Origin of the sequence: Kluyvera sp. CHPC 1.251, from assembly GCF_036759945.1 — a bacterium.
Lineage (GTDB): Bacteria > Pseudomonadota > Gammaproteobacteria > Enterobacterales > Enterobacteriaceae > Kluyvera > Kluyvera sichuanensis.
Map to the genome: position 1 here is coordinate 146,878 of NZ_JAPKIC010000007.1, position 23,350 is coordinate 170,227.

Genomic DNA, 23,350 nt, shown 5'->3' on the forward strand with positions numbered 1-23,350 from the left:
ATGCGAAAATTGTATAACCTATTTCTATACTTATCTTTACTGAAAGTGACAACCAGCGCTACTTTAGCTGAATCGTCCACAACACGTTCATTTTCAGGAAGTCCCGATGACCAAAAAACTGCTGCCGTTACTCGTGCTGACCGCGCTGTCAGCCTCCGCTTATGCCGCTACGCCGCCAAACACGTTGGTCGTGGCTCAGGGTCTGGACGATATTGTGAGTCTGGATCCGGCGGAGGCCAACGAGCTCTCCAGCATCCAGACGGTACCGAGCCTCTACCAGCGTCTGGTTCAGCCTGACCGTAACGACCCGGCTAAAATCACCCCAATTCTGGCGGAAAGCTGGCAGGCGGATGCCGCGAAGAAAACGCTGACCATCAAGCTGAAAAGCGATGCCAAATTTGCGTCCGGCAACCCGCTGCGTCCGGAAGATGTGATCTTCTCCTACACCCGTGCTGTCACTCTCAACAAATCCCCGGCGTTTATTCTTAACGTCCTCGGCTGGGAGCCAGGCAACATTGCCAGCCAGCTGAAGAAAATTGACGACCATACGCTGCAGCTAAGCTGGACTGCTGACGTCAGTCCATCGGTGGCGCTGAATATTCTCTCTACGCCGATTGCCTCGATTGTGGATGAGAAACTGGTGGCAGCCAACGTGAAGGGCAATGACTTCGGTAACGAATGGCTGAAAATGCACTCTGCGGGCAGCGGCGCGTTCAAAATGCGTGTTTACCAGCCGCATCAGGCTATCGTGCTGGAAGCTAACGAGACTTCGCCAACCGGCGCGCCGAAGCTGAAAAGCGTGATCATTAAAAACGTGCCGGATCCGGCCTCCCGCCGTCTGTTGATTCAGCAGGGCGATGCTGACGTGGCGCGCGACCTCGGCGCCGATCAGATTGACGCTCTGCAGGGCAAACCGGGTCTACAGGTATTAAGCATTCCGTCTGCCGAGCAAAACTACGTGGTGTTCAACACCGCGAACACCGCCAACCCGTTGCTGGCGAATCCCGCGTTCTGGGAAGCGGCGCGCTGGTTAGTGGACTACAACGGCATCACCAAAGATCTGCTGAAAGGGCAGTACTTTGTGCATCAGAGTTTCCTGCCGGTCGGTTTCCCGGGCGCGCTGGACAACACGCCGTTTAAATTTGACCCTGCCAAAGCCAAAGACATTCTGGCGAAAGCGGGCATCAAAGACGCCCACTTCACTCTCGATGTAGAAAACAAACCGCCGTTTATCACCATTGCGCAGTCGATGCAGGCAAGCTTTGCCCAGGGCGGCGTGAAGGTGGATCTGCTGCCGGCGGCGGGCAGCCAGGTTTACGCTCGCGTACGTGCGAAGCAGCATCAGGCGGCGATTCGTCTGTGGATCCCGGACTACTTTGACGCGCACTCCAACGCGAGCGCCTTTGCCTTTAACGACGGTAAATCCAGCACCGTGGCGGGCCTGAACGGCTGGAAAATTCCTGAGCTGAATAAAGCCACGCTCGCGGCCGTCGCGGAACCGGACGTCGCAAAACGCCTCGACCTGTACAAAAAAATGCAGGAAGAGCTGCAGCGTAATTCGCCGTACGTCTTTATTGATCAGGGCAAAACGCAGATTGTGGTTCGCGACAACGTGAAGGGCTACCAGCAAGGGCTGAACGCCGACATGGTCTGGTATGACCGCGTGACGAAATAGTCCATCTGATAACCCTGGCCCGGCGGCGTAAGCCGTCCGGGCCATTGTCGTTTTTCTCGTTGATATACGGAATACCCATGCCCGCCGCTTTACCGAATCCCACCGCGCAGCGAACTCGTCGGTTACTGTCTGCGCTTTTTCAGGGCCTGCTAACGCTCGCGCTCACGCTGCTGGGTCTGCTGCTTGCCACCTTTGCGCTCTCTGCGCTTTCACCCGTTGACCGTGTGCTGCAAATTGTCGGCGACCACGCCAGCCAATCGACCTACGACCAGGTTCGCCATCAGTTGGGCCTTGACCGTTCTCTACCGGTACAGTTCTGGCACTACCTGGTCAACCTGTTCCATGGCGATCTCGGCACCGCCAGCGCCACCGGGCAACCGGTGCTGCACGATCTGCTGGCCGCCTTTCCCGCAACGCTTGAACTCGCGACGCTGGCGCTGATTATCGGCGCGGTGTTCGGCGTGATTGCCGGCGTCCTTTGCGCCCGTTACGCGGGTTCTCCCTGGGATTTTGCGGTGCGAACGCTGACGCTGTTGGGTAACTCGGTGCCTATTTTTTGGCTCGGGCTGCTGATGCTGGCGCTGTTTTACGCGAAGCTGCAGTGGAGTCCTGGCCCCGGTCGCCTCGACGACATCTACCAGTTCACCATCGAACCTAAAACTGGTTTTGCGCTGATTGATACCTGGCTTTCCGGCGACAAAGAGGCTTTCCGCAACGCGTTCAGCCATCTGGTGCTGCCGGTGCTGCTGCTGGCCTACTATTCGCTTGCCAGTATCACGCGTCTCACGCGCTCTGCCTGCCTGAGCGAGATGAACAAAGAGTACATCCTGCTGGCACGCGCCAAAGGGGCAGGCGAGATGAGTATTCTGCTGCGTCATGTGCTGCCGAATATTCGTGGCACGCTGCTGACGGTCATCGCGCTGGCCTATACCTCGATGCTTGAAGGCGCAGTGCTGACTGAGACAGTGTTCTCCTGGCCGGGGATTGGCCGCTATCTGACGACGGCGCTGTTCGCTGGCGATACGGCGGCGATTATGGGGGGAACGCTGCTGATTGGCGTTTGCTTTGTGTTGATTAATAACCTCACCGATGTGCTGGTGCGGCTGACCGACCCGAGGGTTCGCTGATGCCATCATCTCTGTTTTTACGTCGATTACTGCGCTCGCCTGCGGCCTGCTGCGGGTTGATTATTATTACCGTGCTGGTACTCACGGCGCTGTTGGCCCCATGGCTCGCGCCGCAGGATCCCAACTGGCAGGACGCCGCCGTGCGTTTGCAAATGCCCAACGCGCAGCACTGGCTCGGCACCGACAGCTACGGGCGCGACCTGCTCTCGAGGCTGATTTACGGCACCCGTCCGGCGCTGGGTCTGGTGGCGCTGGTGACGGTGATTACGCTGCCGGTCGGGCTGCTGATTGGCATTCTTTCCGGCTATTACGGCGGCTGGCTGGAGCGCGTTCTGATGCGTTTTACCGACGTCGTGATGTCGATGCCACGCCTGATTCTGGCCTTTGCCTTCGTGGCGATGCTGGGCCCAGGGTTGGTTAACGGCGCGTTAGCACTGGCGCTGACCACCTGGCCTGCCTATGCACGACAGGCGCGTAGCGAAATCCAACGTCTGCGGCATAGCGACTATTTAGCCGCCGCCGAGATGATGGGGATTCGCGGCCTGCGCCTGCTGGCCGGCCATATTCTGCCGCTGTGTCTGCCGTCGGCGATCGTACGTCTGGCGCTGGATCTGGCAGGGATCATTCTGGCCGCAGCGGGGTTAGGCTTCCTCGGTCTGGGCGCGCGGCCACCGATGGCAGAGTGGGGCGCGATGATTGCTGATGGCATGCAGGTAATATTTGATCAGTGGTGGATTGCCGCCGCACCAGGTGCCGCGATTCTGATTGCCAGCCTGGCGTTTAACCTGCTGGGTGATGGTTTACGTGACGTTCTGGAGCCGCAACATGACTGAGCAACGCCTTACCGTACAGGGGCTGAATATTGATTATCCCCGCGCGCGGGTGGTCAACAATATGAACTTTACGCTCGGTAACGAGCGGCTGGCGCTGGTGGGAGAATCCGGGTCCGGCAAGTCGATGACCGCGCGGGCGTTGATGGGGCTGGTGCGTAAGCCGGGTATCGTCAGCGCCGACCGACTAAACGTGCTCGGCCATGATGTGCTCTCCCTGAATGCGCGCGGCTGGCGCGCGCTGCGGGGTAATGACATCGCCATGGTGCTCCAGGATCCACGCTATGCGCTGAATCCGGTGAAAACGGTACGTGAGCAACTGGAAGAGGCGCTCACCCTGCATCAGCGGCTGAACCGCCGCGAGCGGCAGGAGAAGTGTGAATCCGCGGTGCTGGCGATGGGGCTTGACGTGGCGGTGTTGAACCGCTATCCGGGCGAGCTGTCCGGGGGTATGGGGCAGCGGGTGATGATTGCGATCGCGCTGATTAACGATCCCAAAGTGCTGATAGCCGATGAACCTACTTCGGCGCTGGATGCCCGTCTGCGCAACCAGATCCTTGAGCTGCTGGTGGCGCAGTGCGAGCAGCGACAAATGGCGATGCTGCTGATCAGCCACGATTTACCGCTGGTGGCTCAGCATTGCGACCGGGTACTGGTGATGTATCAGGGTAATGGCGTGGACGAGATGGCGGCCCGTGATCTACCGCAGGCCACGCACCCCTATACCCGAACTTTGTGGACCTGCCGCCCGAATGCGCAGACCTATGGTCAGATGCTGCCGACGCTGGATCGCAGTCAGAACTTTGAGGAGACGGCGCATGGCGATCGTTGATATTCAGGCGTTACAGGTGACGTTTGGTGAGAAAACGGCGGTGTCGGCGGCCAGTTTCCACGTCAGCGCTGGCGAAACGTTCAGCCTGATTGGTGAGTCCGGCTGCGGGAAATCGACAATCCTGCGGGTCATCGCCGGGCTGCAGCGAGAGTGGGGTGGGCTGGTTTCGCTGTTCGATAAACCGATTACCCCCGGCGCACGCTTCCAGGGTGAACTTCGTCGCAACGTGCAGATGGTGTTCCAGGACCCGTATGCTTCGCTACATCCGAACCATACGCTATGGCGCACGTTGGCTGAGCCGCTGAGTATTCATGGTGAAGCTGACATTGCAGCTCGGGTGCAGACGGCGCTGGAGCAGGTGGGGTTGCCCGCCGATGCCGCCAGCCGTTATCCGCATCAGCTTTCCGGCGGCCAGCGTCAGCGCGTGGCGATTGCCCGCGCGCTGCTGCTGCGGCCTAAAATCCTGCTGCTCGACGAACCCACCTCGGCGCTGGATATGTCGGTGCAGGCGGAGATTCTGAATCTGCTCAACCGCCTGAAACAGGACCACGGTATGACCTACCTGCTGGTGAGTCACGATGCGGACGTGATTGCGCATATGTCTGACCGTGCTGCCTTTATGGCGGGTGGGGTGATTCAACGCTTCTTTAACCGCAACGCGCTGGAACGCGGCGAGCATCGGATGGGGTAACCAGTTAACGTTTTGGCACAATCTGCCCCCTCTCCCTTTCTAAGGGAGAGGGTTGGGGTGAGGGTTAAGCCACCGCAGCTAAAGTCACCTCATTACGGATTGGCTATCGCGCCGTTCCCCTCACCCTAGCCCTCTCCCCAGAGGGGCGAGGGGACCGTCAGGTGCGGTTTATTGTTTTTCACTTTTTTCTCTTTTCTGAACGCATAACTTTACGGCACAACGCCCATTTTTCCGCCATACTGTCAATAATTGTTGACACTCATCTTCACGGCAGCGAATAAGTGTCTTATTATTCATACGTCTTTGGCTTATAAGGGTGAACACTCCCATGCGTCTTGAAGTCTTTTGTGAAGACCGTCTCGGTCTGACCCGTGAACTGCTCGATCTTCTGGTGCTACGCGGCATTGACCTGCGCGGTATCGATATCGACCCTGTTGGCCGAATCTACCTAAATTTTGCGGAGCTGGATTTCACCAGCTTCAGCAGTCTGATGGCGGAAATCCGCCGCATTGCGGGCGTGACCGATGTTCGTACCGTCCCGTGGATGCCTTCTGAACGTGAACATCTGGCGCTGAGCGCGCTGCTGGAAGCGATGCCGGAGCCGGTGCTGTCGCTGGACACGCGCAGTAAAATCGAACGCGCTAACCCGGCGAGCTGCCAGCTGTTTGGCATGAGCCAGGAAAAAATGCGCAACCATAACGTGGCGCAGCTGATCAGCGGCTTTAACTTCCCGCGCTGGTTCGAGAGCGACGAAGTGGAGTCTCACGCCGAACATGTGGTGATCCACGGCCAGAACTTCCTGCTGGAAGCCACGCCAGTCTACCTGAGCGGCGAAAATGACGCCCGCGTGCTGGCCGGGGCGGTGCTAATGCTGCGCTCCACGCTGCGTATGGGCCGCCAGCTGCAAACCATGACGACCCAGGATGTCAGCGCCTTCAGCCAGATTGTGGGCGTTAGCCCGCGTATGCGCCAGGTGGTGGATCAGGCGCGCAAGCTGGCGCTGCTGACTGCGCCATTGCTGATCGTCGGGGAAACCGGCACCGGTAAAGATCTGCTGGCCCACGCCTGCCACCTGGCGAGTCCACGTGCGGCGAAGCCGTACCTGGCGCTGAACTGCGGCTCTATTCCGGAAGATGCGGTTGAGAGCGAGCTGTTCGGTGATGCCGCTGAGGGTAAAAAAGGGTTCTTCGAACAGGCTAACGGCGGCTCGGTGCTACTGGATGAAATTGGTGAAATGTCACCGCGCATGCAGACTAAACTGCTGCGCTTCCTCAACGATGGCACCTTCCGCCGCGTGGGCGAAGATCACGAAGTGCATGTCGACGTTCGCGTTATCTGCGCCACCCAGAAAAACCTGGTCGAGCTGGTGCAAAAAGGGCTGTTCCGCGAGGATCTCTATTACCGTCTCAATGTGCTGACCCTTAACCTGCCGCCGCTGCGCGATCGTCCGCAGGACATCATGCCGCTGACCGAACTGTTTGTGGCGCGCTTTGCCGATGAGCAGGGGATCTCCCGTCCTAAACTTTCTGCCGATCTCAACACCGTGCTCACCCGCTACGGCTGGCCGGGCAACGTTCGCCAGCTGAAGAACGCGGTGTACCGTGCGTTGACCCAGCTTGAGGGCTACGAACTGCGTCCGCAAGACGTACTGCTGCCGGATCACGATGTATCAAGCGCGGCGGTAGGGGAAGAGGCGATGGAAGGCTCGCTGGACGATATTACTCGTCGCTTTGAACGCTCGGTACTGACGCAGCTTTATCGCAGCTATCCAAGTACCCGAAAACTAGCCAAGCGTCTGGGCGTATCGCACACGGCGATTGCTAATAAATTGCGGGAATATGGGTTGAGCAACAAGAAGGGCGAGGAATAGTCGATATCTGATAATCACCCCGACGGTAGGGTTCGTTGGGGTTATCTGGACTTTTACCCGTTCCAAAATAAAGCCTTAGTTTTTGGAGGCTCACGCAGAAACGACATGCGGAAAAGATGGAGTGAACAAAGATGATTAAAAGCAAGCTTACTATCTTTACGCTATTACTCAGCATTGTTTACTTGTTTGTGTGTTGCCTGGTATTTTTCTCTTTGGCACTGATCGCTATTAAATTCATTATCCACCACGAGGTTGTTATTGAACGGTCAGATATTAAGCGAGTTGTTGTGGTAAGTGCTATTGTAGGCACCGCTGCAGCCGTCAGGTCATGGTTATTTGCAAAACTTGATGAGCGAAAGGAACGCAGAAAGCCTTCCGAATAGAAATTAACACGCGATATCTTTCTGGCTAGTGCATCAGAGAAATATCTGAAGACGCCTGGTTTATCACTCCCTTTCGAAATTATCGGACAAAAGTTCCCTCCCGTTCCGCAAATCATATAGTCTAAGAGGCTGAGGGATAAGAAAATGTCCTGGCCACTGATAGCGCCAGGACAAGAGTATTACGCTTTCAGGGCAGCCAGTGCTGCATCGTAGTCTGGCTCGTTGGTGATTTCGTTCACCAGCTCGCTGTACACCACGTTGTCGTTTTCATCGATAACAACAACAGCACGTGCCGCCAGGCCTTTCAGCGCGCCGTCTGCGATGCCTACGCCGTAGGTCTGCAGGAATTCTGGAGCACGCAGGGTGGACAGAGTAACTACGTTGCTCAGGCCTTCAGCGCCGCAGAAGCGAGACTGCGCGAACGGCAGGTCAGCGGAAACGCACAGCACCACGGTGTTGGCCAGTTCGCCAGCCAGTTGGTTGAATTTACGCACAGATGCCGCGCAGACGCCGGTATCGATGCTTGGGAAAATGTTCAGAACTTTACGACGGCCTGCGAACTGGCCCAGGGTGACGTCTGACAGATCTTTTGCCACCAGCGTAAACGGTTGAGCTTTATCGCCCGCCTGTGGGATAGAACCTTGAACAGCAACGGGATTGCCCTGGAAATGTACGGTTTGCGACATGATTATCTTCCTGTTTACATATAGTTAACGTCAACCCTAGTGTATGACAACAGGTGTTAACACGGCAAACCCTATTTACGCCTGATTGTAAGGAGCAAAAATGAGAAAGCTGCGAGTCTTCGAAGAAGCCTGGCCACTGCATACCCCCTTCGTTATCGCACGCGGTAGCCGCAGTGAAGCGAAGGTAGTGGTGGTAGAACTGGAGCAGGATGGCGTAAAAGGGGTGGGTGAGTGCACGCCGTATCCGCGCTACGGCGAAAGCATCGCTTCGGTGATGGCGCAGATCATGGCGCTGGGTGAACAGCTTGAGCAGGGGTTAACCCGCGAGCAGCTGGCCACGCTGCTGCCAGCCGGTGCCGCGCGTAATGCGGTGGACTGTGCGCTCTGGAGCCTGGAAACCCGCCTGCAACAAAGCGACGTGGTGGCCCAGTTGGGTATTCGTCTGCCGGAGACCATTACCACCGCACAGACGGTGGTGATCGGCACGCCTGAGCAGATGGCGGCGAGTGCGAAAGCGCTTTATGAGAGCGGCGCCCGGCTGCTCAAGGTCAAGCTCGATAACCACTTTATCAGCGAACGTATGGTCGCCATCCGTGCTGCCGCGCCGGATGCCACGCTGATTGTTGATGCCAATGAATCCTGGCACGGCGATGGGCTCGCCGCGCGCTGCCAGCTGCTGGCTGATTTGAACGTCGCTATGCTGGAACAGCCGTTGCCGGTCGGGGAAGACGAGGCGCTCAGCCATTTTATCCATCCGCTGCCGATTTGTGCCGATGAAAGCTGTCACACTCGGGAAGATTTGCCCGTGCTGCGCGAGCGCTATGAGATGGTCAACATTAAACTCGACAAAACCGGCGGCCTGACTGAAGCGTTGGCGCTGGCCGCCGAGGCCAAAGCGCAGGGCTTTGCGCTGATGCTCGGCTGCATGCTGTGCACCTCACGGGCCATTGAAGCCGCGCTACCGTTGGCACCTCAGGTTCGCTTTGCCGACCTCGACGGCCCGACATGGCTGGCAGCCGATGCCGAACCGGCGCTGCGTTTTACCTGCGGTGAACTTCATTTGTGATGCGCTGACTGCCAGTGGAGCAGCGCCGTCATCGCCGCCAGATACTTCTCACTGGCCTCGTCTGAGGAGACGGGTGGGAACTCGGCGGTGATGCAGTGCAGGCCAATATCGGCGCACCAACTGCCAAACGATCCCGGCGTTTCATAACCGACGCTGCTGACCAGCGGCAGGCTGAATGCTTCGGCAAGCCATTGCCCCAGCTCGCTATGACGGCTGTCCTCAATGCAGGCCAACGGATCGTGAAATGACACCACCCACGCCGGGTTAATCTGATGAATCAGCTGACACAGCGCCCGGCTCTCCGGTTCTGAGCCGGGACGGCTGCCGGTCTGCAGCACCACATCGCGTTGTTCCGCCGCGCTGTTCCAGCGGTACACCGTGTCGCCCGCTTTCCAGTTTGCCGACGGGAAGTTACGGTTAAGGTCCACGCCGTTTGCGTTCGCGCGCAGGCCCAACTGACAGCCGTCCGGGTTTACCGCCAGCACCACGTGGTGACGGCGAAGATCGGTTGCCAGCGTACGCAGTGCGCAGGAGAGGGTAACGACTGAGGAGTTTTCGTCACCGTGCGTGCCGGCAATGATCAAACCGCTCTGCGGGCCAGCCAATGGGGCGGGGAACCAGATGAGCGGAGCCCCAAGCAGAGAGCGACCATAGTGTTGTGTTCCGGGCGGGAACGCGCCGCGCTGGGCGCGAGGGCGGGTGGATGACATACGCTGAGTCCTGATACGCAATGGGGATATTGAGCAGTGTTGTGCAAAATTCGCCGCGAATCAAATAGTTTCCCTGATAGATATTGCTGGTGACATATCAAGTTTATGTGTCATGTTGTTTGCAATTACCGAGACTGAAACAAATAATATTTTCATCAAGTTGTGTGGGTTTGCCAATTTTAAGGGGATGACATGAAGTTACCGTTCACCTTGACCTGTTGCGCCGTCTTGCTTTCAGGTCTGAGTTCTATCGCCGTCGCGGCCGACGTTCCCGCTGGGACGGTGCTGGCGAAGCAGCAGGAGCTGGTTCGTCATATTAAAGATGAACCCGCTTCATTAGATCCCGCAAAGGCGGTGGGGCTGCCGGAGATTCAGGTCATTCGCGATCTGTTTGAAGGGCTGGTGAACCAGGATGCCAACGGCAATATCATTCCAGGCGTCGCTACCCGCTGGCAGACGAACGATCAGCGTATCTGGACGTTTACCCTGCGCAACGATGCAAAATGGTCCGACGGTACGCCGGTCACGGCGCAGGACTTCGTTTACAGCTGGCAGCGTCTGGTCGACCCGAAAACCACGTCGCCGTTTGCCTGGTTTGCCGCGCTGGCCGGTATTACAAACGCTCAGGATATTCTCGACGGCAAAGCCAAACCGGAGACGCTGGGCGTAACCGCGGTGGATGCCCACACCCTGCGCGTACAGCTGGATAAACCGCTGCCGTGGTTTGTGAATCTGACCGCCAACTTCTCGCTCTATCCGGTCAATAAAGCCAACGTCGAGAGTGATAAAAACTGGACGCGCCCAGGTAAACTTGTTGGCAACGGTGCCTACGTGCTGGCTGACCGCGTGGTCAATGAGAAGCTGGTAGCGGTACCGAACAAGAACTATTGGGATAACGCGAAGACGGTTATCCAGAAAGTGACCTTCATCCCAATCAACCAGGAGTCCTCCGCCACCAAACGTTACCTGGCGGGCGATATCGATATCACCGAATCCTTCCCGAAAAACCAGTATCAGAAGCTGCTCAAAGAGCTACCGGGCCAGGTCTATACTCCGGCGCAGTTGGGTACCTATTACTACGCGTTTAACACCCAAAAAGGGCCAACCGCCGATGCGCGCGTACGCCTGGCGCTGAGCATGACCATTGACCGCCGGATTATCGCCGAGAAGGTCTTAGGCACCGGTGAGAAACCGGCATGGCGCTTCACCCCTGATGTGACTGCTGGTTTTAAGCCGCAGGCCTCTGAGATGGCGCAAAGCAGCCAGGCCGAACTGAACGCACAGGCGAAGATGCTGCTGCAGGCGGCAGGCTACGGCCCGAATCGCCCACTGAAACTGACGCTGCTGTACAACACCTCGGAAAACCACCAGAAAATCGCTATCGCGGTGGCATCGATGTGGAAGAAAAACCTCGGCGTTGACGTGAAGCTGCAAAACCAGGAGTGGAAAACTTATATCGATAGCCGTAATACCGGCAATTTCGACGTAATCCGTGCATCGTGGGTAGGTGACTACAACGAGCCATCAACCTTCCTGTCGCTGCTGACCTCCACCAACACCGGCAATATTTCCCGTTTCAGCGACCCGGCGTATGACAAAGTAATCCGCCAGGCGTCGCTGGAGAACACGGCCGAGGCGCGTAACGCGGACTACAACACCGCCGAGAGAATTCTGGCCGAGAAAGCGCCTATTGCGCCTATTTATCAGTACACCAATGGACGGTTAATCAAGCCGTGGGTGAAAGGCTACCCGATTACCAATCCGGAAGACGTGGCTTATACGCATACGATGTATATCGTGAAGCATTAGTTGAATACATGCTCCTGATAACCTTCGTTAACCTCATCTAAAACCAGAGCTGGCGCGGATTGTAGCGCCAGCACCTCTCGTTAACCTTTGCTAACCACATCAGAAAACCTCATTTTTTTGACGGTATAAATGACGTATTCAACGAATTACCGTTACGGTAAGATCCAGTTTTTACCGTCATAGCTCATCACTTGTGACGGTATTTATTGATACTGGATACGGTCAATGCTTACCGATAAAAAGCTCAAGAATCTGAAACCTAAAAAAAATGTACAAACAATCAGACCGTGATGGCTTGTACGTTACCGTCAGTGCTGCTGGAACGGTTGCGTTTCGTTATGACTATCGCATTAACGGTCGCCGTGAAACGCTAACTATTAGAAGGTATGGGCCAGAGGGCATTAGCCTTGCCGAAGCAAGAGAAAAATTAAACGAAGCGAAGAAGCTAATCTCATCTGGAGAATTGTAAGCACACCCGTTTTAGTTCCACGCACTTTTTGAGATTTCCGGGTTTTTAGCCATCAGACGGTACTCTTCTGGCGTCAGGTTATTCAGGGATTCATGGGGCCGCTCACTGTTATATTCAGCCAGCCATCGCTCAGTGATTTCCCGTGTTTCATTCAGGGTTCTGAAGAGATAAAAATCCAGTATTTCTGTCCGGTACGTCCGGTTAAACCGTTCGATTAAGGCATTCTGCGTCGGTTTACCCGGCCTGATAAACTCCAGCATCACCCCGTGTATCCATTCGCATCTTAAGTGGATATCCGCGGTTTGCTACTATCCTGTCCAGTACCTGGACTACACGCTGGGCCGGGATATTCAGATCGATTTCTATCGCCAGCGCTTCCCGGTTTAAATCGTCCACCACATTGAAGGTACGGAAGCGTCTGCCACACACCAGCGCGTCGTGCATAAAATCGATGGACCAGCTCTGATTAAGTGCCTCAGGGCTTGCCAGTGGCGCAGGGTTTCGTACCGGCAGACGCTGCTTGCCTTTGCGGCGAAAATTCAGCTTCAGTACGCAGTAAATCCGGTGAACACGCTTATGATTCCAGGTGTTACCCTGCCTGCGTAGCACCTGAAACCGCTTCTTAAAACCGTATTGCGGATAGCGTTCTGCCAGTTCAGTCAACGCAAGTATCACCGGTTCATCACATCGGGTATTGGGCTGATAAAAATACACCGTCCTGCTCAGCGATAATGTCCTGCACGCCTGGCGGATGCTCATGGCAAACTGTGCCGTCAGATAGCTGACGAGCTCCCGCTTTATCGCTGGTTTTAAAGCTTTTTTCGATAACGTCTTTCAGTGCCCGACATTCAAGGCTGAGATCGGCAAACATCTGCTTCAGACGACGATTCTCGTCCTCAAGGTCTTTGATTTTTTTGATATCAGCAGCTTCCATCCCACCATATTTCGCCTTCCAGTTGTAGTAGCTGGCTTCGGAAATAGCGGCCTCACGACACATATCTTTGACGGTCCTGCCCGCTTTGACGGACTTCAGGACGGCGATGATCTGGTGCTCGGTGAATCGGATCTTACGCATAGCGATCTCCTCAGGGGACATAATCAGTATGTCGGAAGATCTCTAAAAGTGAATGGGCCGTTTTGCAGGGATACTTACACATCACCATGGGCATTGCAGCAGGCATTCACTGAGTGCCTGTGATAATGCTTATAGTTGCTATCCTGTATGAGCAACTTAAGGAGAATTACATGGATAACCTCTACGATCTTATGAAAAATGGGCCCTATGTATCTTTCGCAGGTAAGGAGTTCACTTACAGGGGGAAAAGCGTGGGGATTCTTAAAGGCTATGCGGATGATGACAACCAGTACTCGGTTTTTGACAGTGGAGTTCGTGTGGCTTGGGATGTAAGGAAGACTCCCGGCAAAAGTGAGCTAAATCCAGAATTACACCTGTATAAACTCGCAGAAAAATAGCAATAAAGCTGCACCAAGCCACTGACATCCACCGGTGGCTTTTTTGTTGCCATCACCATGGGTAGGCCCATCGTAATGGCAACGGGCAAGTTTATCCTGCTGACTTCAATTTGCAGACGCGAAGGCCTTCACTCGCATCAGTATAATCAGCTAAAACATACTCATTTTTAGTGCTATTAAGAGAAAATGCGAAGTCTTGTGATGGTGTAGTAATCACGCTCAGCATCTCCGCGCTCTGGCTATTAGTAGCATCTGCCATAGTCGGTACACTCACACGAACTAAGTTGCTATATGTTGTTTGTCCAATAATTGCAGTCTCATTGGTCAGTACCACGGGTTTACCTTGGCAGTCATATACAGCGGTTGCATGGGCAACCGAGGATAAGGCCAGTAACACTATTGTTAAAATCGTTTTCATTACCACCCCACAAAAACCGCGATTGTATTAAACCCATCATATCCGTTTTTGATGTCGATCATAATTGTTGAGTATAACGAATGAGCAAACCTGACTGGGAGGCCATCGAATCGGCTTACCGGGCCGGAGTGATGTCCCTTCGTGAAATTGCATCGCAGCACGGCATCAGCGATACAGCGGTCCGTAAGCGAGCAAAGAAAGAAGAATGATCGCGAGACTTAGCTGCAAAGATTCAGGCTAAGGCCGATGACCTGGTTCGCAGGCGAGAGGTTCGCACCGAAAATGCAACCTCAGAACGCGAACTTATTGAGGCCAACGCCGAGGTTATTGCCACGGTACGCATGGAACATCGCGGCGACATCCGTCGGGCGAGAACGCTGGCAAACTCTCTGTTCGATGAGCTTGAAGCCGAGTGTGCAGACATTGGGGCGTTGCGTAAGCTGGGCGCTTTGATGCTGGAGCCAGACGAGAACGGTCGTGACCGTTTACCATGCCATCATCAGTATGCCGGGCGGGTTAAGTCGATGAAGGCCCTGAGCGAGACGCTGAAGAATCTCATTGGCCTCGAGCGGCAGGCTTACAGCATGGATGAAGGCGAAAAAGATAAGGTCGTGGACGCACTGTCTGATCTGATGGATTCGCTCTCTCAGGGGGCGTAATGAAACCTGAGTACCTCAAGCTGCTGTCCGATAAAGACTGGCGGCTGAACAACCTATACTGGCTCACCGACAAAGAGAGCAAGCCCACGCGCTTCAGGATGACGCCTGAGTAGCTGGAATACTTCGAGGGGATCCACACCCGTAATATCATCCTAAACGCTCGTCAGCTCGGCTTCACGACCGAGGTGTACATCATTCAACTCGATGCGGCACTATTCGAGTCGGCAAAGTGCGCGCTGATCGCCCATACGCTGAATGACGCCAAGCGCTTGTTCCGCGAAAAAGTGAAGTACGCATATGACAAGCTGCCGAAGGAAATCAGGGCGGCGAACACGGCGAGCAATGACTCTTCTGGCTAGCTGGTATTCAAAAAGGGCGGCTCTCTCTACGTAAGTACGTCGTTTCGTGGCGGTACGCTGTGTTACCTGCACGTTTCTGAGTTCGGGAAGATATGCGCCAAGTTTCCCCACAAAGCCCGTGAGATTGTCACTGGTGCGTTTGAGGCGGTAAGGGGCTTTTTTACTAAAGCAAAGGAGGTAAAACGGGTGACCGAAGCCACCCCTAATTTTAGTAACAAGTCCCACCTTTATGGTGAGAACCTGTGCCTCCATGCGGATGTGTGCCTTTAGGACAGCCCATAGTGGAAGTAGAGGTCATGCCGAATGCGGCAACCAGTAATAGTGCTATTATCTTTTTCATTCATTAACCTTACCAAAAAAAAGTAATGCGATGGTGCAGGACCGTTCTGTCGCGGTTAGTTGTTATTTCATTAGTACGATCAAGCCAGTAGCATTTGACTGGGAGACTGGTCTTAGATCCTCAGTGAATAGGTCACATAAAGATTGTTTTTATTTATCCAGATTAATTATATTTGAAAATGGAATATGGCCCGGCTGAAAATGTTAACTAATTGCAACCGTATTGATTGCAATTGTGATAGTACGATTCACCTTGTGAGTTCGTTCCTGAAATAATTCGATTACCTCCACCCATATTGGTCTGTGTTTCGTTCCAGCTCTCACCATTTGCGGCTGTGCCGTTAGTATAAGTACTATTTCCTATGGTATTGGAGGTCTGTGACCAGCTGGTGCCGTTTGCAGAGTTTCCATTTACTACTGTGGTATTTCCCATACGATTAACAGTGTAGGTATTTCCGTTGTTATCATAACAAGTCGATAACGCATCGGTGCCAATGCATTGTGCATTCGCACCATATGATGCAAAAGCGATCAGTAAAACTAATAGTTTTTTCATTTCATTAACCTTATTCGAAGAATAGGTCATGATTATATATCTATTGAGAATGTAATCTAAATAATATATTGGATAGAATTATGATAGTAGATGCTTATTCCTGGCATTTGTAACCTGGAACCTGTGCCATCGAATACCGCCAGACGATACGGTCGGCCCAGTTCGCTGATAGGTTTAAAACATCAGACATTTGCTCCGGTTAAGCAATAAAATCGACCTTCTGGAAAATCCGCAGCGTTTAATCTCAAAAACGATAATCTTTAACCCTATTAATGGTTGGACTTTCCATCGGTAGAGTCTTATCTTGGGAGGAAACATACGAGGTTATCATCATGAAAGACGTAGTGGATAAATGCAGTACCAAAGGGTGTGCAATCGATATTGGCACCATCATTGAGAATGATAATTGCACCAGTGTGATCGAGCGTTTTTTCCCATCGGAAAATGAAGCCGAACTCGCCGCGGCGAAAATTAAGAAACTGGCCGCTGCAGCGTCATCGGATGAAGACGCCGTGGTGACTTATCAGGTTGTGAAAGCCGATAACGACGTGAAGCTGAACGCTTCGGTGACGTTCTCTTGTCAGGCTGAGATGATTATTTTCGAATTATCATTGAGATCGGCATTCTAAGCGTAGCGTTTCTGATGCCATAATAGGCTACCTGTTCGGCGTGTGGGATGTATTCTGCATCATCGCCACACGCCTTCACTGGCGCTTTTAACCTCTACAATCACTCGTTCTTTCCTCTATCATCACGGCTCAGATTTTCATTAATCAATGGCAACCTGCAAAACAGGTGAAGCGCTATTGATGAATTCACTGCATAAGTCAAATCACGGATTACCGACTAATCCTCATGATGTTTCTGTCCTAAAATCATGTTTTAACCTGCCGGGAGCCGTACCGTGGAATATTCCGTTTTAAGTAACAACCTCAAAATGCCGATGCTGGGCTTTGGCGTTTTTAAGGTCACCGATAAAGAAGAATGCAAGCAGTCGGTGTTAACCGCGATTCGCACGGGGTATCGTCTGATAGATACCGCCGCCGTCTACGGCAACGAAGATGCCGTGGGCGATGCCGTTCGTGAAGCGATTGCCGAAGGTCTGTGCACCCGCGAGGAGTTGTTTATCACCTCTAAGCTGTGGGTACAGGACATGGCAAACTATGATGCGGCAAAAGCCGGCATTGACGCATCGCTGAAGAAATCAGGCTTAGCCTATTTTGATCTCTATTTACTGCATCAGGCGATGGGCGACTATTTCAGCGCCTGGCACGCGCTGGAAGAAGCGTATGCGGCAGGAACACTGAAAGCCATTGGCGTATCGAATTTCTATGCCCACGTGTTAACCAACTTCTGCGAAACCGTCAACGTTAAGCCGATGGTAAACCAGGTTGAGTTGCACCCCTATTTTGCACAGCCTGAAGCGCTTGAAACCATGAAGCGCTACAACGTTCAGCCGGAAGCCTGGGCACCGTTAGGCGGCGGCAGACATCAGGCACATGAAGATAAAATGCTGCAGGGGATTGCCAACGCGCATCAAAAAACCGTCGCCCAGGTCGTCCTGCGCTGGAACGTGCAGCGTGGCGTTACGGTAATCCCTAAATCTACCCGCCAGGAACGTATTGAAGAGAACTTTGCTATCTGGGATTTCTCGCTCACTGAGGGTGAAATGGCGCAGATTAGCGCGCTGGATTTAGGCTATGTGGGCGAGGCGGTGAAGCATTTTAATCCGGAATTTGTACGCGGCTGTCTTGGGGTAAAAATCCACGATTGAACGATGTCATCGTTAATGCGTGTTCTGCCGGATGGCACTTCGCCACTCCGGCCTGAGCCATCAGGCCTGGTGGACCTTGACCACATACCCCTGTTCTGACCAGTATTGAAGAAGTTCAGTCTGTCTGATAGACGTTGTTTTTCCGGTCCAGACATATAAGGTTTGCCCAGGAAACAGCTCCGGGCGGGGCGATGAGACGAGTTCTGGTATGACGGTGAGATGCCATCCTTCCTGAGACAGGCGCCACGCCTCAAGCCAGAGGCCGGTTCTGTCTTCGATGTCCCATGCCATTATCAACGCTTCCTTACCTGACTTACGACGAGAATCACTCAGCGATGCCGCCACCAGCTCAGTCAGAATGCCTTCAAACATTCCTGATACCATTTTACCCGTCTGATTATCTAGCATGAGACGCTGGCGGACCGGATTGATAATGTTATCGATCAATTCAGGAACCGAATGTTCGCGCGACAGCATCACTAGCTTTGCCCGGAGTTTTGCTGGGGAGGCTAATCGGAGTACGGTCATCAGATTCTCTTGCAAGGCATGGACGTTGTCAGCGGGAACGGATTTTTCTGCATCCAGCAGCGCTTTAATTTTCCCGACCGATGTACCGCTTTTAATCAGAGTCTTAATTTCTTCGATACGCTGAATATCTTCTTCATCAAAAAGACGGTGGCCACCCTCAGTACGCTGAGGTTTGAGAAGACCATAACGTCTTTGCCACGCTCTCAGTGTGACCGGGTTGATTCCGCATCTCTCGGCAACTTCACCAATGCTATAACTCGACATATTTCCCCTATAAGCACTGTCCGGATGAAGGCGGTGTTAAGCGACCGTTAAGTCTCTTTAAGATACAGCACTGAACTAAACATTTACTCAATGCCCGAAGAGAGGTCAAACTCCTGGGGCATATTTCGGAATCTGGTCCATGACGAAATGGATTATTGTACCGTCAGACTTCGGCATTATACCTTTTTTCTGGCCACGCAATGTTCGGTATTTTGTTGTATTCGGGCGCTGAAAAAAGCGGCCCCTGAAAGTGCTCAATACCTGCAGACTCAAGCCACATCCACTCTTCTGCGTTTACGACGCCGTCGACGGAAAGCCGGATTTCAAGTGAAGAGCAGCATTTGATAATGGCATGAATAATCGCCTGTCGAGGGCCACTTTTGTGGACATCCGTAATCAAATCCTGGCTGATTTTTATACGGTCAGGCTGAAAACGTGCCAACAGCTGTAGACCCGCAAAACCTGAGCCGAAATGGTCGATGGCCACACTTATCCCTGCGGCTTTAAGTCCTTTGACAGCCCCGGCGAATTCATCAAACCGCGAGATGATTTCATTTTCAGTGAACTGAACTTCAATCTGCTCGGGAACCAGGCCATTCGCGGCAATTTCGGTAAGTAGAAAATCGACGGCGGCAGGTTCTTTTACCAGTGTCATGGGCATCAGACTGACTGACAGTACGCCGGAACGTGCCAGAAGCTGAGCACCCGCGCAAAAAGCCGCTTTTTTGGCCATCAGGTCAGCTTGATAGATATCATTATTAGTCAAACCATGGGCAGATAGGGCCTGGTCAGTGCTGCTCTGTCTTGCCTCTAGCGACACAATTTCCCGGGATAGCGGGTCAATCAATGGCTGAAAGCATATCTCTTCGGCCACATCAGAGCAGGTAGTACGATCGCTGATGACGTTGGGTACAAAATGCCAACTGTCGGCGGGCGGGATCTCATAAACGCTGTCTTTGCCGGCTGTCAGCACGAAGGTTCTGACAAATTGCAGCGCGCGATCGCTGTAGGTCAACTGGTACCGACTGGTCCCCTTATCTAATACCGCCTGCAATACATCATCCTGATCGTGTTTACGTAAATCAAACAGCTCCATCCCGGCTTTTCCAAAGCGTCGAGCTGGGGCGTAGTCACACATCAGCTCTACGACATTGTAATGTCTGACATCTTTGCAGATCTGCTGGTAGATAGTTTTGACGGAATGCTCTGGACCCTCTAAAAGCTGGAAGAAGTGAAGCCCATTAAACAGCAGAATTCCGGTAACGCTTTCATGCTCGTTCCTGAGATTGGCCGCGGAGATCATCGTCTCGACGTCCCTGAAAGGAACGGCGTCGCATAATCGACTGCGGTAGATAAGTGTGGTGAGCATAGATTGTCCAGTGACAAAGTAGGGGAAGGGAAATGTTAACAGACAAACACTTCAAATGCTTATTTTATAAACATTTTTCTCACGATTCCTTAACTACAAAAGTGGTAATTGCCCATTCTTGTACAGGTTTTTTTTAAGGTTGTTGATTAACTGTACAGGTGCATAGGTATTTCAAAAACAATAAAACAACTTATCTATTTGATTTTAAAGTGTAAGCACTTTTTGCTAATTGTTGCGCAATAAATTTGTACACATTTTTTGTATAAGTTTGCTAAGTTTATTTAACGAAAGCATTACCCCCTGCTAATAACCGGAGAGACAATGCAGAAATCACTTCCAGGCGCCGATTCGGCCGCTGCGATTACCCGTTACTTTGCTAAGGCGGAGTTACCGACCCAGCACCTGATTCTTGGTGAGATAGTGGCTGAAATTTTACATGATGGGCGCAGCCTGAATCGTAAAGCGATTTGCACAAAACTGCTCTCCCGGCTTGATAAAGTCCAAAACACCGAAGAGGAAGCACACTGCAATCGTCTGATTGGAATGTTGTTTGACTAAATCATTTCTGTGAAACCGGAAATATCAGTAAGACACCCATGCTATGAAGACGTTAATCAAAACGCAGATCCGTAACGAACTTATCGGACAGGGCATACTGGCGCTACTGGGCCAGAAAAGTCCGATATCCGAATTCGCGCTGCTTATGCAACTACGCAAAATACAAAACATGGAGACCGACCCAGCACGTCATGAAGTTTTGCAGGAGTTGATCGCTGAACTCTCAATAAGCGTCAAAAAATTCATGCCAGATGCAGGAATGATACGCCGGGAAGACGGTGAGGATATCAGTGAAGAGAAACCCGGTAACGAAAAGAGACATCACACAATTTTGCACAAAATGAATAAATTACATTAACCTACCTCTCAGGAAAAATAACGATGCAGACTCAACCATTTACCGTTGCGTTGTCTGACAAAACGCTCGAAAACTTTTTCTCACGCTCCGGTGAGGCGATGGCTGAAGAAGCCAAACTGTTGGGCGATGTGGCGCAGGGGATGCTTGATGCCGGTATGCCATTAACTAATAAGAATTTGATTATTTGTCTCATCAAATCACTCGAGTGTGCGGAAGGGGTAATTGAGGCAGATATTATTCGTAAGACGCTGGAAATTGTTGTGAGTCATACCTCTGATGATTTTTAATCCCCTGTACGCGTTGTCATCGAAGTAAGCCGTAGCAAAAATATAAAATGCAATAAATATCCGGAGCCTAAAATGAAGCGAGTGAAAACAGCAGATATCTGGGTCAGTGATGTTTACCTACAGCGTGGGCTTGAGACACTGCTTGATAAGTCGTTCTCAGCGCCAGCACATAAACGCTTTGTCTTTTTTACTATCGAAAATTATTATGCCGTTAAGGCACAGAATTATGATTTATCTACCCATCGTCTGGTATTACTGACACAGGGTGATATGTATTATTTTCTCAGCGATTTTAAAATGTTCAGGCTTAATGCCCGCAGCGATCTCTCTACCCTGCAACGTAGCATTAAAGACATTGCCTCGGATGGTGAAAAAGTCAGGAAAAGAACTGAGAAAATAGTGCTAACTGATAGAGACAAGGTTTTTATCGATCAGTTTAGTTCTGGGAAAAGCGTGCAAGAAATTGCCATGCTTAATAAACTTCATTACAAAACAGTCTATCAAAATCGACAAAAGTTAATTACAAAATTAGGTTGTACCAATCTCGTCAACTTCTTTACAACGCTGAAAAGCGATGTATTCAAACGATGGGTGGTTTCAGCATAGCAACAGGTTGATTTTTAGCTCCCCCAATCAATAACATCTATCACGATATCTAATGGAGTGGATGTCGTGTGGAATGTGATTACTTCGTTATACTGAATGAATCATTGCGTACTGCATTAATATATTAACGCTTTTTGGGAGTAAAGGATAATGGTCAACCCCACGTTATTACAATGCTTTCATTGGTACTATCCAGATGGCGGTGAGCTGTGGCGTGAAGTTGAAGAACTGGCTCCGTACTTGAATGAGATTGGCATTAATATGATTTGGTTGCCTCCAGCGTACAAAGGTGCGTCCGGTGGCTATTCGGTAGGGTACGATAGCTACGACTTGTTCGACCTTGGCGAATTCGATCAAAAAGGGTCTGTTCCCACTAAATACGGTGATAAAGCACAGCTCCTCTCCGCCATTTCAGCCTTAAAAAAGCATGATATCGCGGTACTGATGGATGTGGTACTGAACCATAAAATGGGCGCTGATGAGAAAGAGCGTATACAGGTTCAGCGCGTTAATGAGCAAGACCGCACGCAGATTGACGAAGAAGTGATTGAGTGTGATGCATGGTCTAAGTACACCTATCCTGCGCGCGCAGGGCAATATTCTCAATTTATCTGGGATCATAAATGTTTTAACGGTATTGACCATATCGAAAATCCTGATGAAAACGGCGTCTTTAAAATCGTGAATGACTATAGCGGTGAAGGCTGGAACGATCAGGTCGATGACGAAATGGGTAACTTTGATTATCTGATGGGGGCCAACACAGATTTCCGTAATCACGCCGTGACCGAGGAGTTGAAGTTCTGGGCCCGTTGGATGATGGAACAAACGCAGTGTGACGGTTTCCGTCTCGATGCGGTAAAACACATTCCTGCCTGGTTCTACAAAGAGTGGATTGGGCACGTGCAGGAAGTGGCGCCAAAATCTCTGTTTATTGTGGCGGAATACTGGTCGCACGAGGTGGGTAAGCTACAGAACTATATTAGTCAGGTCGATGGGCAGACACTTTTGTTTGATGCGCCCCTGCAGATGAAGTTTCACGAGGCTTCCCGTAAAGGAAAAGACTACGACCTGAGCCAGATTTTCACGGGTACCCTTGTTGAAGTGGATCCTTTTCATGCTGTAACCCTGGTGGCCAATCACGATACCCAGCCTTTGCAGGCCCTGGAAGCACCGGTTGAACCCTGGTTTAAACCGCTGGCTTACGCCTTAATCCTGTTGCGCGAAAATGGGGTACCATCGGTGTTTTATCCCGATCTTTTTGGTGCCTCTTATGAGGACACCGGTCGGGATGGTAATGCCTACCATATTGATATGCCGGTCATTCACCAGTTACATGAGTTGATTGACGCGCGGCAGCGTTTTGCGCACGGGGTCCAGACGTTGTTCTTCGATCATCCGAACTGTATTGCATTTAGCCGCAGTGGTACCCAGGAGGCGCCGGGCTGTGTTGTTGTGATGTCCAACGGTGATGATGGCGAAAAAAATATTACGCTGGGCGAAAACTATGGTAACAAAAGCTGGAGAGATTTCCTCAACAACCGGGAGGAAACGGTGGTCACTGATGTGACAGGCACGGGGATTTTTACTTGCCAGGGGGGCAGCGTCAGCGTATGGGTGATGGAGGATGTGTTGTAAAACGTGCACTTATTCC

At 52.3% G+C, this 23,350-nt stretch carries 23 protein-coding genes and 4 pseudogenes; 20 read left to right on the forward strand and 7 right to left on the reverse strand.

Annotated elements, in window-relative coordinates; genetic code table 11:
• Positions 1–106 precede the first annotated feature (106 nt).
• From V6940_RS14990 to V6940_RS15020, 7 genes are all read left to right on the forward strand, one after another.
• The gene (locus V6940_RS14990) at positions 107–1,675 is read left to right on the forward strand and encodes an ABC transporter substrate-binding protein (RefSeq protein ID WP_333496397.1); all 1,569 of its coding nucleotides are present in this window, start codon (positions 107–109) and stop codon (positions 1,673–1,675) included.
• A 77-nt stretch (positions 1,676–1,752) separates the two neighbouring features.
• Positions 1,753–2,802: an ABC transporter permease gene (locus V6940_RS14995; protein WP_333496398.1), complete on the forward strand. Its 1,050-nt coding sequence runs from the start codon at positions 1,753–1,755 to the stop codon at positions 2,800–2,802.
• Entirely contained in the window at positions 2,802–3,635 is an 834-nt protein-coding gene (locus V6940_RS15000) for an ABC transporter permease (protein ID WP_333496399.1), read from the forward strand. The genes V6940_RS14995 and V6940_RS15000 overlap by 1 nt, the downstream gene beginning before the upstream one ends.
• Positions 3,628–4,464, forward strand: coding sequence for an ABC transporter ATP-binding protein (locus tag V6940_RS15005; RefSeq protein WP_333496400.1), 837 nt, complete (start codon positions 3,628–3,630; stop codon positions 4,462–4,464). Before V6940_RS15000 ends, V6940_RS15005 begins: the two co-directional genes overlap by 8 nt.
• Positions 4,451–5,155, forward strand: a complete 705-nt coding sequence (locus tag V6940_RS15010; RefSeq protein WP_333496401.1) for an ABC transporter ATP-binding protein — start codon at positions 4,451–4,453, stop codon at positions 5,153–5,155. Before V6940_RS15005 ends, V6940_RS15010 begins: the two co-directional genes overlap by 14 nt.
• Positions 5,156–5,483: 328 nt before the next feature.
• Entirely contained in the window at positions 5,484–7,025 is a 1,542-nt protein-coding gene (gene tyrR, locus V6940_RS15015; RefSeq protein WP_333496402.1) for a transcriptional regulator TyrR, read from the forward strand.
• A gap of 131 nt (positions 7,026–7,156) precedes the next feature.
• On the forward strand, positions 7,157–7,408 hold the full coding sequence (locus V6940_RS15020; RefSeq protein WP_333496403.1) for a hypothetical protein: 252 nt from the start codon (positions 7,157–7,159) through the stop codon (positions 7,406–7,408).
• A gap of 179 nt (positions 7,409–7,587) precedes the next feature.
• Here V6940_RS15020 and tpx read toward each other — a convergent pair whose 3' ends face one another.
• Positions 7,588–8,094 carry a thiol peroxidase gene (tpx, locus tag V6940_RS15025; RefSeq protein WP_333496404.1) on the reverse strand — a complete coding sequence of 169 codons (507 nt, stop codon included), beginning with the start codon at positions 8,092–8,094 and terminating at the stop codon, positions 7,588–7,590.
• Positions 8,095–8,194: 100 nt separating this feature from the next.
• Between tpx and ycjG the strand changes: the two genes are divergently transcribed.
• Positions 8,195–9,160 carry an L-Ala-D/L-Glu epimerase gene (ycjG, locus tag V6940_RS15030; RefSeq protein WP_333496405.1) on the forward strand — a complete coding sequence of 322 codons (966 nt, stop codon included), beginning with the start codon at positions 8,195–8,197 and terminating at the stop codon, positions 9,158–9,160.
• On the opposite strand, the gene mpaA is transcribed toward ycjG, so the two are convergent.
• Complete coding sequence (mpaA, locus tag V6940_RS15035) at positions 9,151–9,870, reverse strand: murein tripeptide amidase MpaA (protein WP_333496406.1); 720 nt, start codon at positions 9,868–9,870, stop codon at positions 9,151–9,153. The genes ycjG and mpaA overlap by 10 nt on opposite strands.
• 192 nt (positions 9,871–10,062) lie before the next feature.
• On the opposite strand from mpaA, the gene V6940_RS15040 reads away from it, so the two are divergent.
• Both V6940_RS15040 and V6940_RS15045 read left to right on the forward strand, forming a co-directional pair.
• Positions 10,063–11,679, forward strand: a complete 1,617-nt coding sequence (locus V6940_RS15040) for a peptide ABC transporter substrate-binding protein (protein ID WP_333496407.1) — start codon at positions 10,063–10,065, stop codon at positions 11,677–11,679.
• A 225-nt stretch (positions 11,680–11,904) separates the two neighbouring features.
• Positions 11,905–12,142: pseudogene (locus V6940_RS15045) on the forward strand (Arm DNA-binding domain-containing protein); the annotation flags it as partial.
• 17 nt (positions 12,143–12,159) lie between these two features.
• Here V6940_RS15045 and V6940_RS15050 read toward each other — a convergent pair.
• A pseudogene (locus V6940_RS15050) lies at positions 12,160–13,223 on the reverse strand (IS3 family transposase).
• 170 nt (positions 13,224–13,393) lie between these two features.
• On the opposite strand from V6940_RS15050, the gene V6940_RS15055 reads away from it, so the two are divergent.
• Positions 13,394–13,621, forward strand: a complete 228-nt coding sequence (locus V6940_RS15055; RefSeq protein WP_333496408.1) for a hypothetical protein — start codon at positions 13,394–13,396, stop codon at positions 13,619–13,621.
• A gap of 91 nt (positions 13,622–13,712) precedes the next feature.
• Here the strand turns inward: V6940_RS15055 and V6940_RS15060 are convergent, their stop codons facing one another.
• Positions 13,713–14,039, reverse strand: a complete 327-nt coding sequence (locus tag V6940_RS15060; RefSeq protein ID WP_333496409.1) for a hypothetical protein — start codon at positions 14,037–14,039, stop codon at positions 13,713–13,715.
• A gap of 80 nt (positions 14,040–14,119) precedes the next feature.
• Here V6940_RS15060 and V6940_RS15065 point away from each other — a divergent pair.
• Positions 14,120–14,698, forward strand: a pseudogene (locus tag V6940_RS15065) (hypothetical protein).
• Positions 14,698–15,207, forward strand: a pseudogene (locus tag V6940_RS15070) (terminase); the annotation flags it as partial. The pseudogenes V6940_RS15065 and V6940_RS15070, both read left to right, overlap by 1 nt.
• Before the next feature lie 397 nt (positions 15,208–15,604).
• Here V6940_RS15070 and V6940_RS15075 read toward each other — a convergent pair.
• Positions 15,605–15,952, reverse strand: a complete 348-nt coding sequence (locus V6940_RS15075) for a hypothetical protein (RefSeq protein ID WP_333496410.1) — start codon at positions 15,950–15,952, stop codon at positions 15,605–15,607.
• Between the two features lie 332 nt (positions 15,953–16,284).
• Here V6940_RS15075 and V6940_RS15080 point away from each other — a divergent pair, with 332 nt between their 5' ends.
• Both V6940_RS15080 and V6940_RS15085 read left to right on the forward strand, forming a co-directional pair.
• Entirely contained in the window at positions 16,285–16,581 is a 297-nt protein-coding gene (locus V6940_RS15080; protein ID WP_333496411.1) for a DUF406 domain-containing protein, read from the forward strand.
• A 275-nt stretch (positions 16,582–16,856) separates the two neighbouring features.
• Positions 16,857–17,726 carry an aldo/keto reductase gene (locus tag V6940_RS15085; protein WP_333496412.1) on the forward strand — a complete coding sequence of 290 codons (870 nt, stop codon included), beginning with the start codon at positions 16,857–16,859 and terminating at the stop codon, positions 17,724–17,726.
• 60 nt (positions 17,727–17,786) lie between these two features.
• On the opposite strand, the gene V6940_RS15090 is transcribed toward V6940_RS15085, so the two are convergent.
• Together V6940_RS15090 and V6940_RS15095 are read right to left on the reverse strand one after the other, a co-directional pair.
• Positions 17,787–18,518: a MerR family transcriptional regulator gene (locus V6940_RS15090; protein ID WP_333496413.1), complete on the reverse strand. Its 732-nt coding sequence runs from the start codon at positions 18,516–18,518 to the stop codon at positions 17,787–17,789.
• A gap of 163 nt (positions 18,519–18,681) precedes the next feature.
• A complete protein-coding gene (locus V6940_RS15095; protein WP_333496414.1) occupies positions 18,682–19,887 on the reverse strand; it encodes a diguanylate phosphodiesterase in 1,206 nt (401 codons plus the stop codon).
• 321 nt (positions 19,888–20,208) lie between these two features.
• Between V6940_RS15095 and ycgZ the strand changes: the two genes are divergently transcribed.
• The 5 genes from ycgZ to amyA all read left to right on the forward strand — a co-directional run bounded on the left by ycgZ (position 20,209) and on the right by amyA (position 23,334).
• On the forward strand, positions 20,209–20,445 hold the full coding sequence (ycgZ, locus tag V6940_RS15100) for a regulatory protein YcgZ (RefSeq protein ID WP_333496415.1): 237 nt from the start codon (positions 20,209–20,211) through the stop codon (positions 20,443–20,445).
• Between the two features lie 43 nt (positions 20,446–20,488).
• Positions 20,489–20,803: a hypothetical protein gene (locus V6940_RS15105; RefSeq protein WP_333496416.1), complete on the forward strand. Its 315-nt coding sequence runs from the start codon at positions 20,489–20,491 to the stop codon at positions 20,801–20,803.
• A 23-nt stretch (positions 20,804–20,826) separates the two neighbouring features.
• Entirely contained in the window at positions 20,827–21,090 is a 264-nt protein-coding gene (locus V6940_RS15110) for a biofilm development regulator YmgB/AriR family protein (RefSeq protein WP_333496417.1), read from the forward strand.
• Between the two features lie 72 nt (positions 21,091–21,162).
• Entirely contained in the window at positions 21,163–21,696 is a 534-nt protein-coding gene (locus tag V6940_RS15115; protein ID WP_333496418.1) for a LuxR C-terminal-related transcriptional regulator, read from the forward strand.
• A 150-nt stretch (positions 21,697–21,846) separates the two neighbouring features.
• A complete protein-coding gene (amyA, locus tag V6940_RS15120) occupies positions 21,847–23,334 on the forward strand; it encodes an alpha-amylase (RefSeq protein ID WP_333496419.1) in 1,488 nt (495 codons plus the stop codon).
• Positions 23,335–23,350 lie beyond the last annotated feature (16 nt).

What these genes read in the sequence shown, in the direction of transcription:
- ycgZ (WP_333496415.1), top strand. Translation starts at nt 20,209, where the DNA reads ATGCAGAAATCACTTCCAGGCGCCGATTCGGCCGCTGCGATTACCCGT.
- mpaA (WP_333496406.1), bottom strand. Translation starts at nt 9,870, where the DNA reads ATGTCATCCACCCGCCCTCGCGCCCAGCGCGGCGCGTTCCCGCCCGGA.
- V6940_RS15000 (WP_333496399.1), top strand. Translation starts at nt 2,802, where the DNA reads ATGCCATCATCTCTGTTTTTACGTCGATTACTGCGCTCGCCTGCGGCC.
- V6940_RS15105 (WP_333496416.1), top strand. Translation starts at nt 20,489, where the DNA reads ATGAAGACGTTAATCAAAACGCAGATCCGTAACGAACTTATCGGACAG.
- V6940_RS15080 (WP_333496411.1), top strand. Translation starts at nt 16,285, where the DNA reads ATGAAAGACGTAGTGGATAAATGCAGTACCAAAGGGTGTGCAATCGAT.
- V6940_RS15110 (WP_333496417.1), top strand. Translation starts at nt 20,827, where the DNA reads ATGCAGACTCAACCATTTACCGTTGCGTTGTCTGACAAAACGCTCGAA.
- V6940_RS15020 (WP_333496403.1), top strand. Translation starts at nt 7,157, where the DNA reads ATGATTAAAAGCAAGCTTACTATCTTTACGCTATTACTCAGCATTGTT.
- V6940_RS14995 (WP_333496398.1), top strand. Translation starts at nt 1,753, where the DNA reads ATGCCCGCCGCTTTACCGAATCCCACCGCGCAGCGAACTCGTCGGTTA.
- V6940_RS15040 (WP_333496407.1), top strand. Translation starts at nt 10,063, where the DNA reads ATGAAGTTACCGTTCACCTTGACCTGTTGCGCCGTCTTGCTTTCAGGT.
- tpx (WP_333496404.1), bottom strand. Translation starts at nt 8,094, where the DNA reads ATGTCGCAAACCGTACATTTCCAGGGCAATCCCGTTGCTGTTCAAGGT.
- V6940_RS15055 (WP_333496408.1), top strand. Translation starts at nt 13,394, where the DNA reads ATGGATAACCTCTACGATCTTATGAAAAATGGGCCCTATGTATCTTTC.
- V6940_RS15115 (WP_333496418.1), top strand. Translation starts at nt 21,163, where the DNA reads ATGAAGCGAGTGAAAACAGCAGATATCTGGGTCAGTGATGTTTACCTA.
- tyrR (WP_333496402.1), top strand. Translation starts at nt 5,484, where the DNA reads ATGCGTCTTGAAGTCTTTTGTGAAGACCGTCTCGGTCTGACCCGTGAA.
- ycjG (WP_333496405.1), top strand. Translation starts at nt 8,195, where the DNA reads ATGAGAAAGCTGCGAGTCTTCGAAGAAGCCTGGCCACTGCATACCCCC.
- V6940_RS15075 (WP_333496410.1), bottom strand. Translation starts at nt 15,952, where the DNA reads ATGAAAAAACTATTAGTTTTACTGATCGCTTTTGCATCATATGGTGCG.
- V6940_RS15060 (WP_333496409.1), bottom strand. Translation starts at nt 14,039, where the DNA reads ATGAAAACGATTTTAACAATAGTGTTACTGGCCTTATCCTCGGTTGCC.
- V6940_RS15095 (WP_333496414.1), bottom strand. Translation starts at nt 19,887, where the DNA reads ATGCTCACCACACTTATCTACCGCAGTCGATTATGCGACGCCGTTCCT.
- V6940_RS15090 (WP_333496413.1), bottom strand. Translation starts at nt 18,518, where the DNA reads ATGTCGAGTTATAGCATTGGTGAAGTTGCCGAGAGATGCGGAATCAAC.
- V6940_RS15005 (WP_333496400.1), top strand. Translation starts at nt 3,628, where the DNA reads ATGACTGAGCAACGCCTTACCGTACAGGGGCTGAATATTGATTATCCC.
- V6940_RS14990 (WP_333496397.1), top strand. Translation starts at nt 107, where the DNA reads ATGACCAAAAAACTGCTGCCGTTACTCGTGCTGACCGCGCTGTCAGCC.
- amyA (WP_333496419.1), top strand. Translation starts at nt 21,847, where the DNA reads ATGGTCAACCCCACGTTATTACAATGCTTTCATTGGTACTATCCAGAT.
- V6940_RS15010 (WP_333496401.1), top strand. Translation starts at nt 4,451, where the DNA reads ATGGCGATCGTTGATATTCAGGCGTTACAGGTGACGTTTGGTGAGAAA.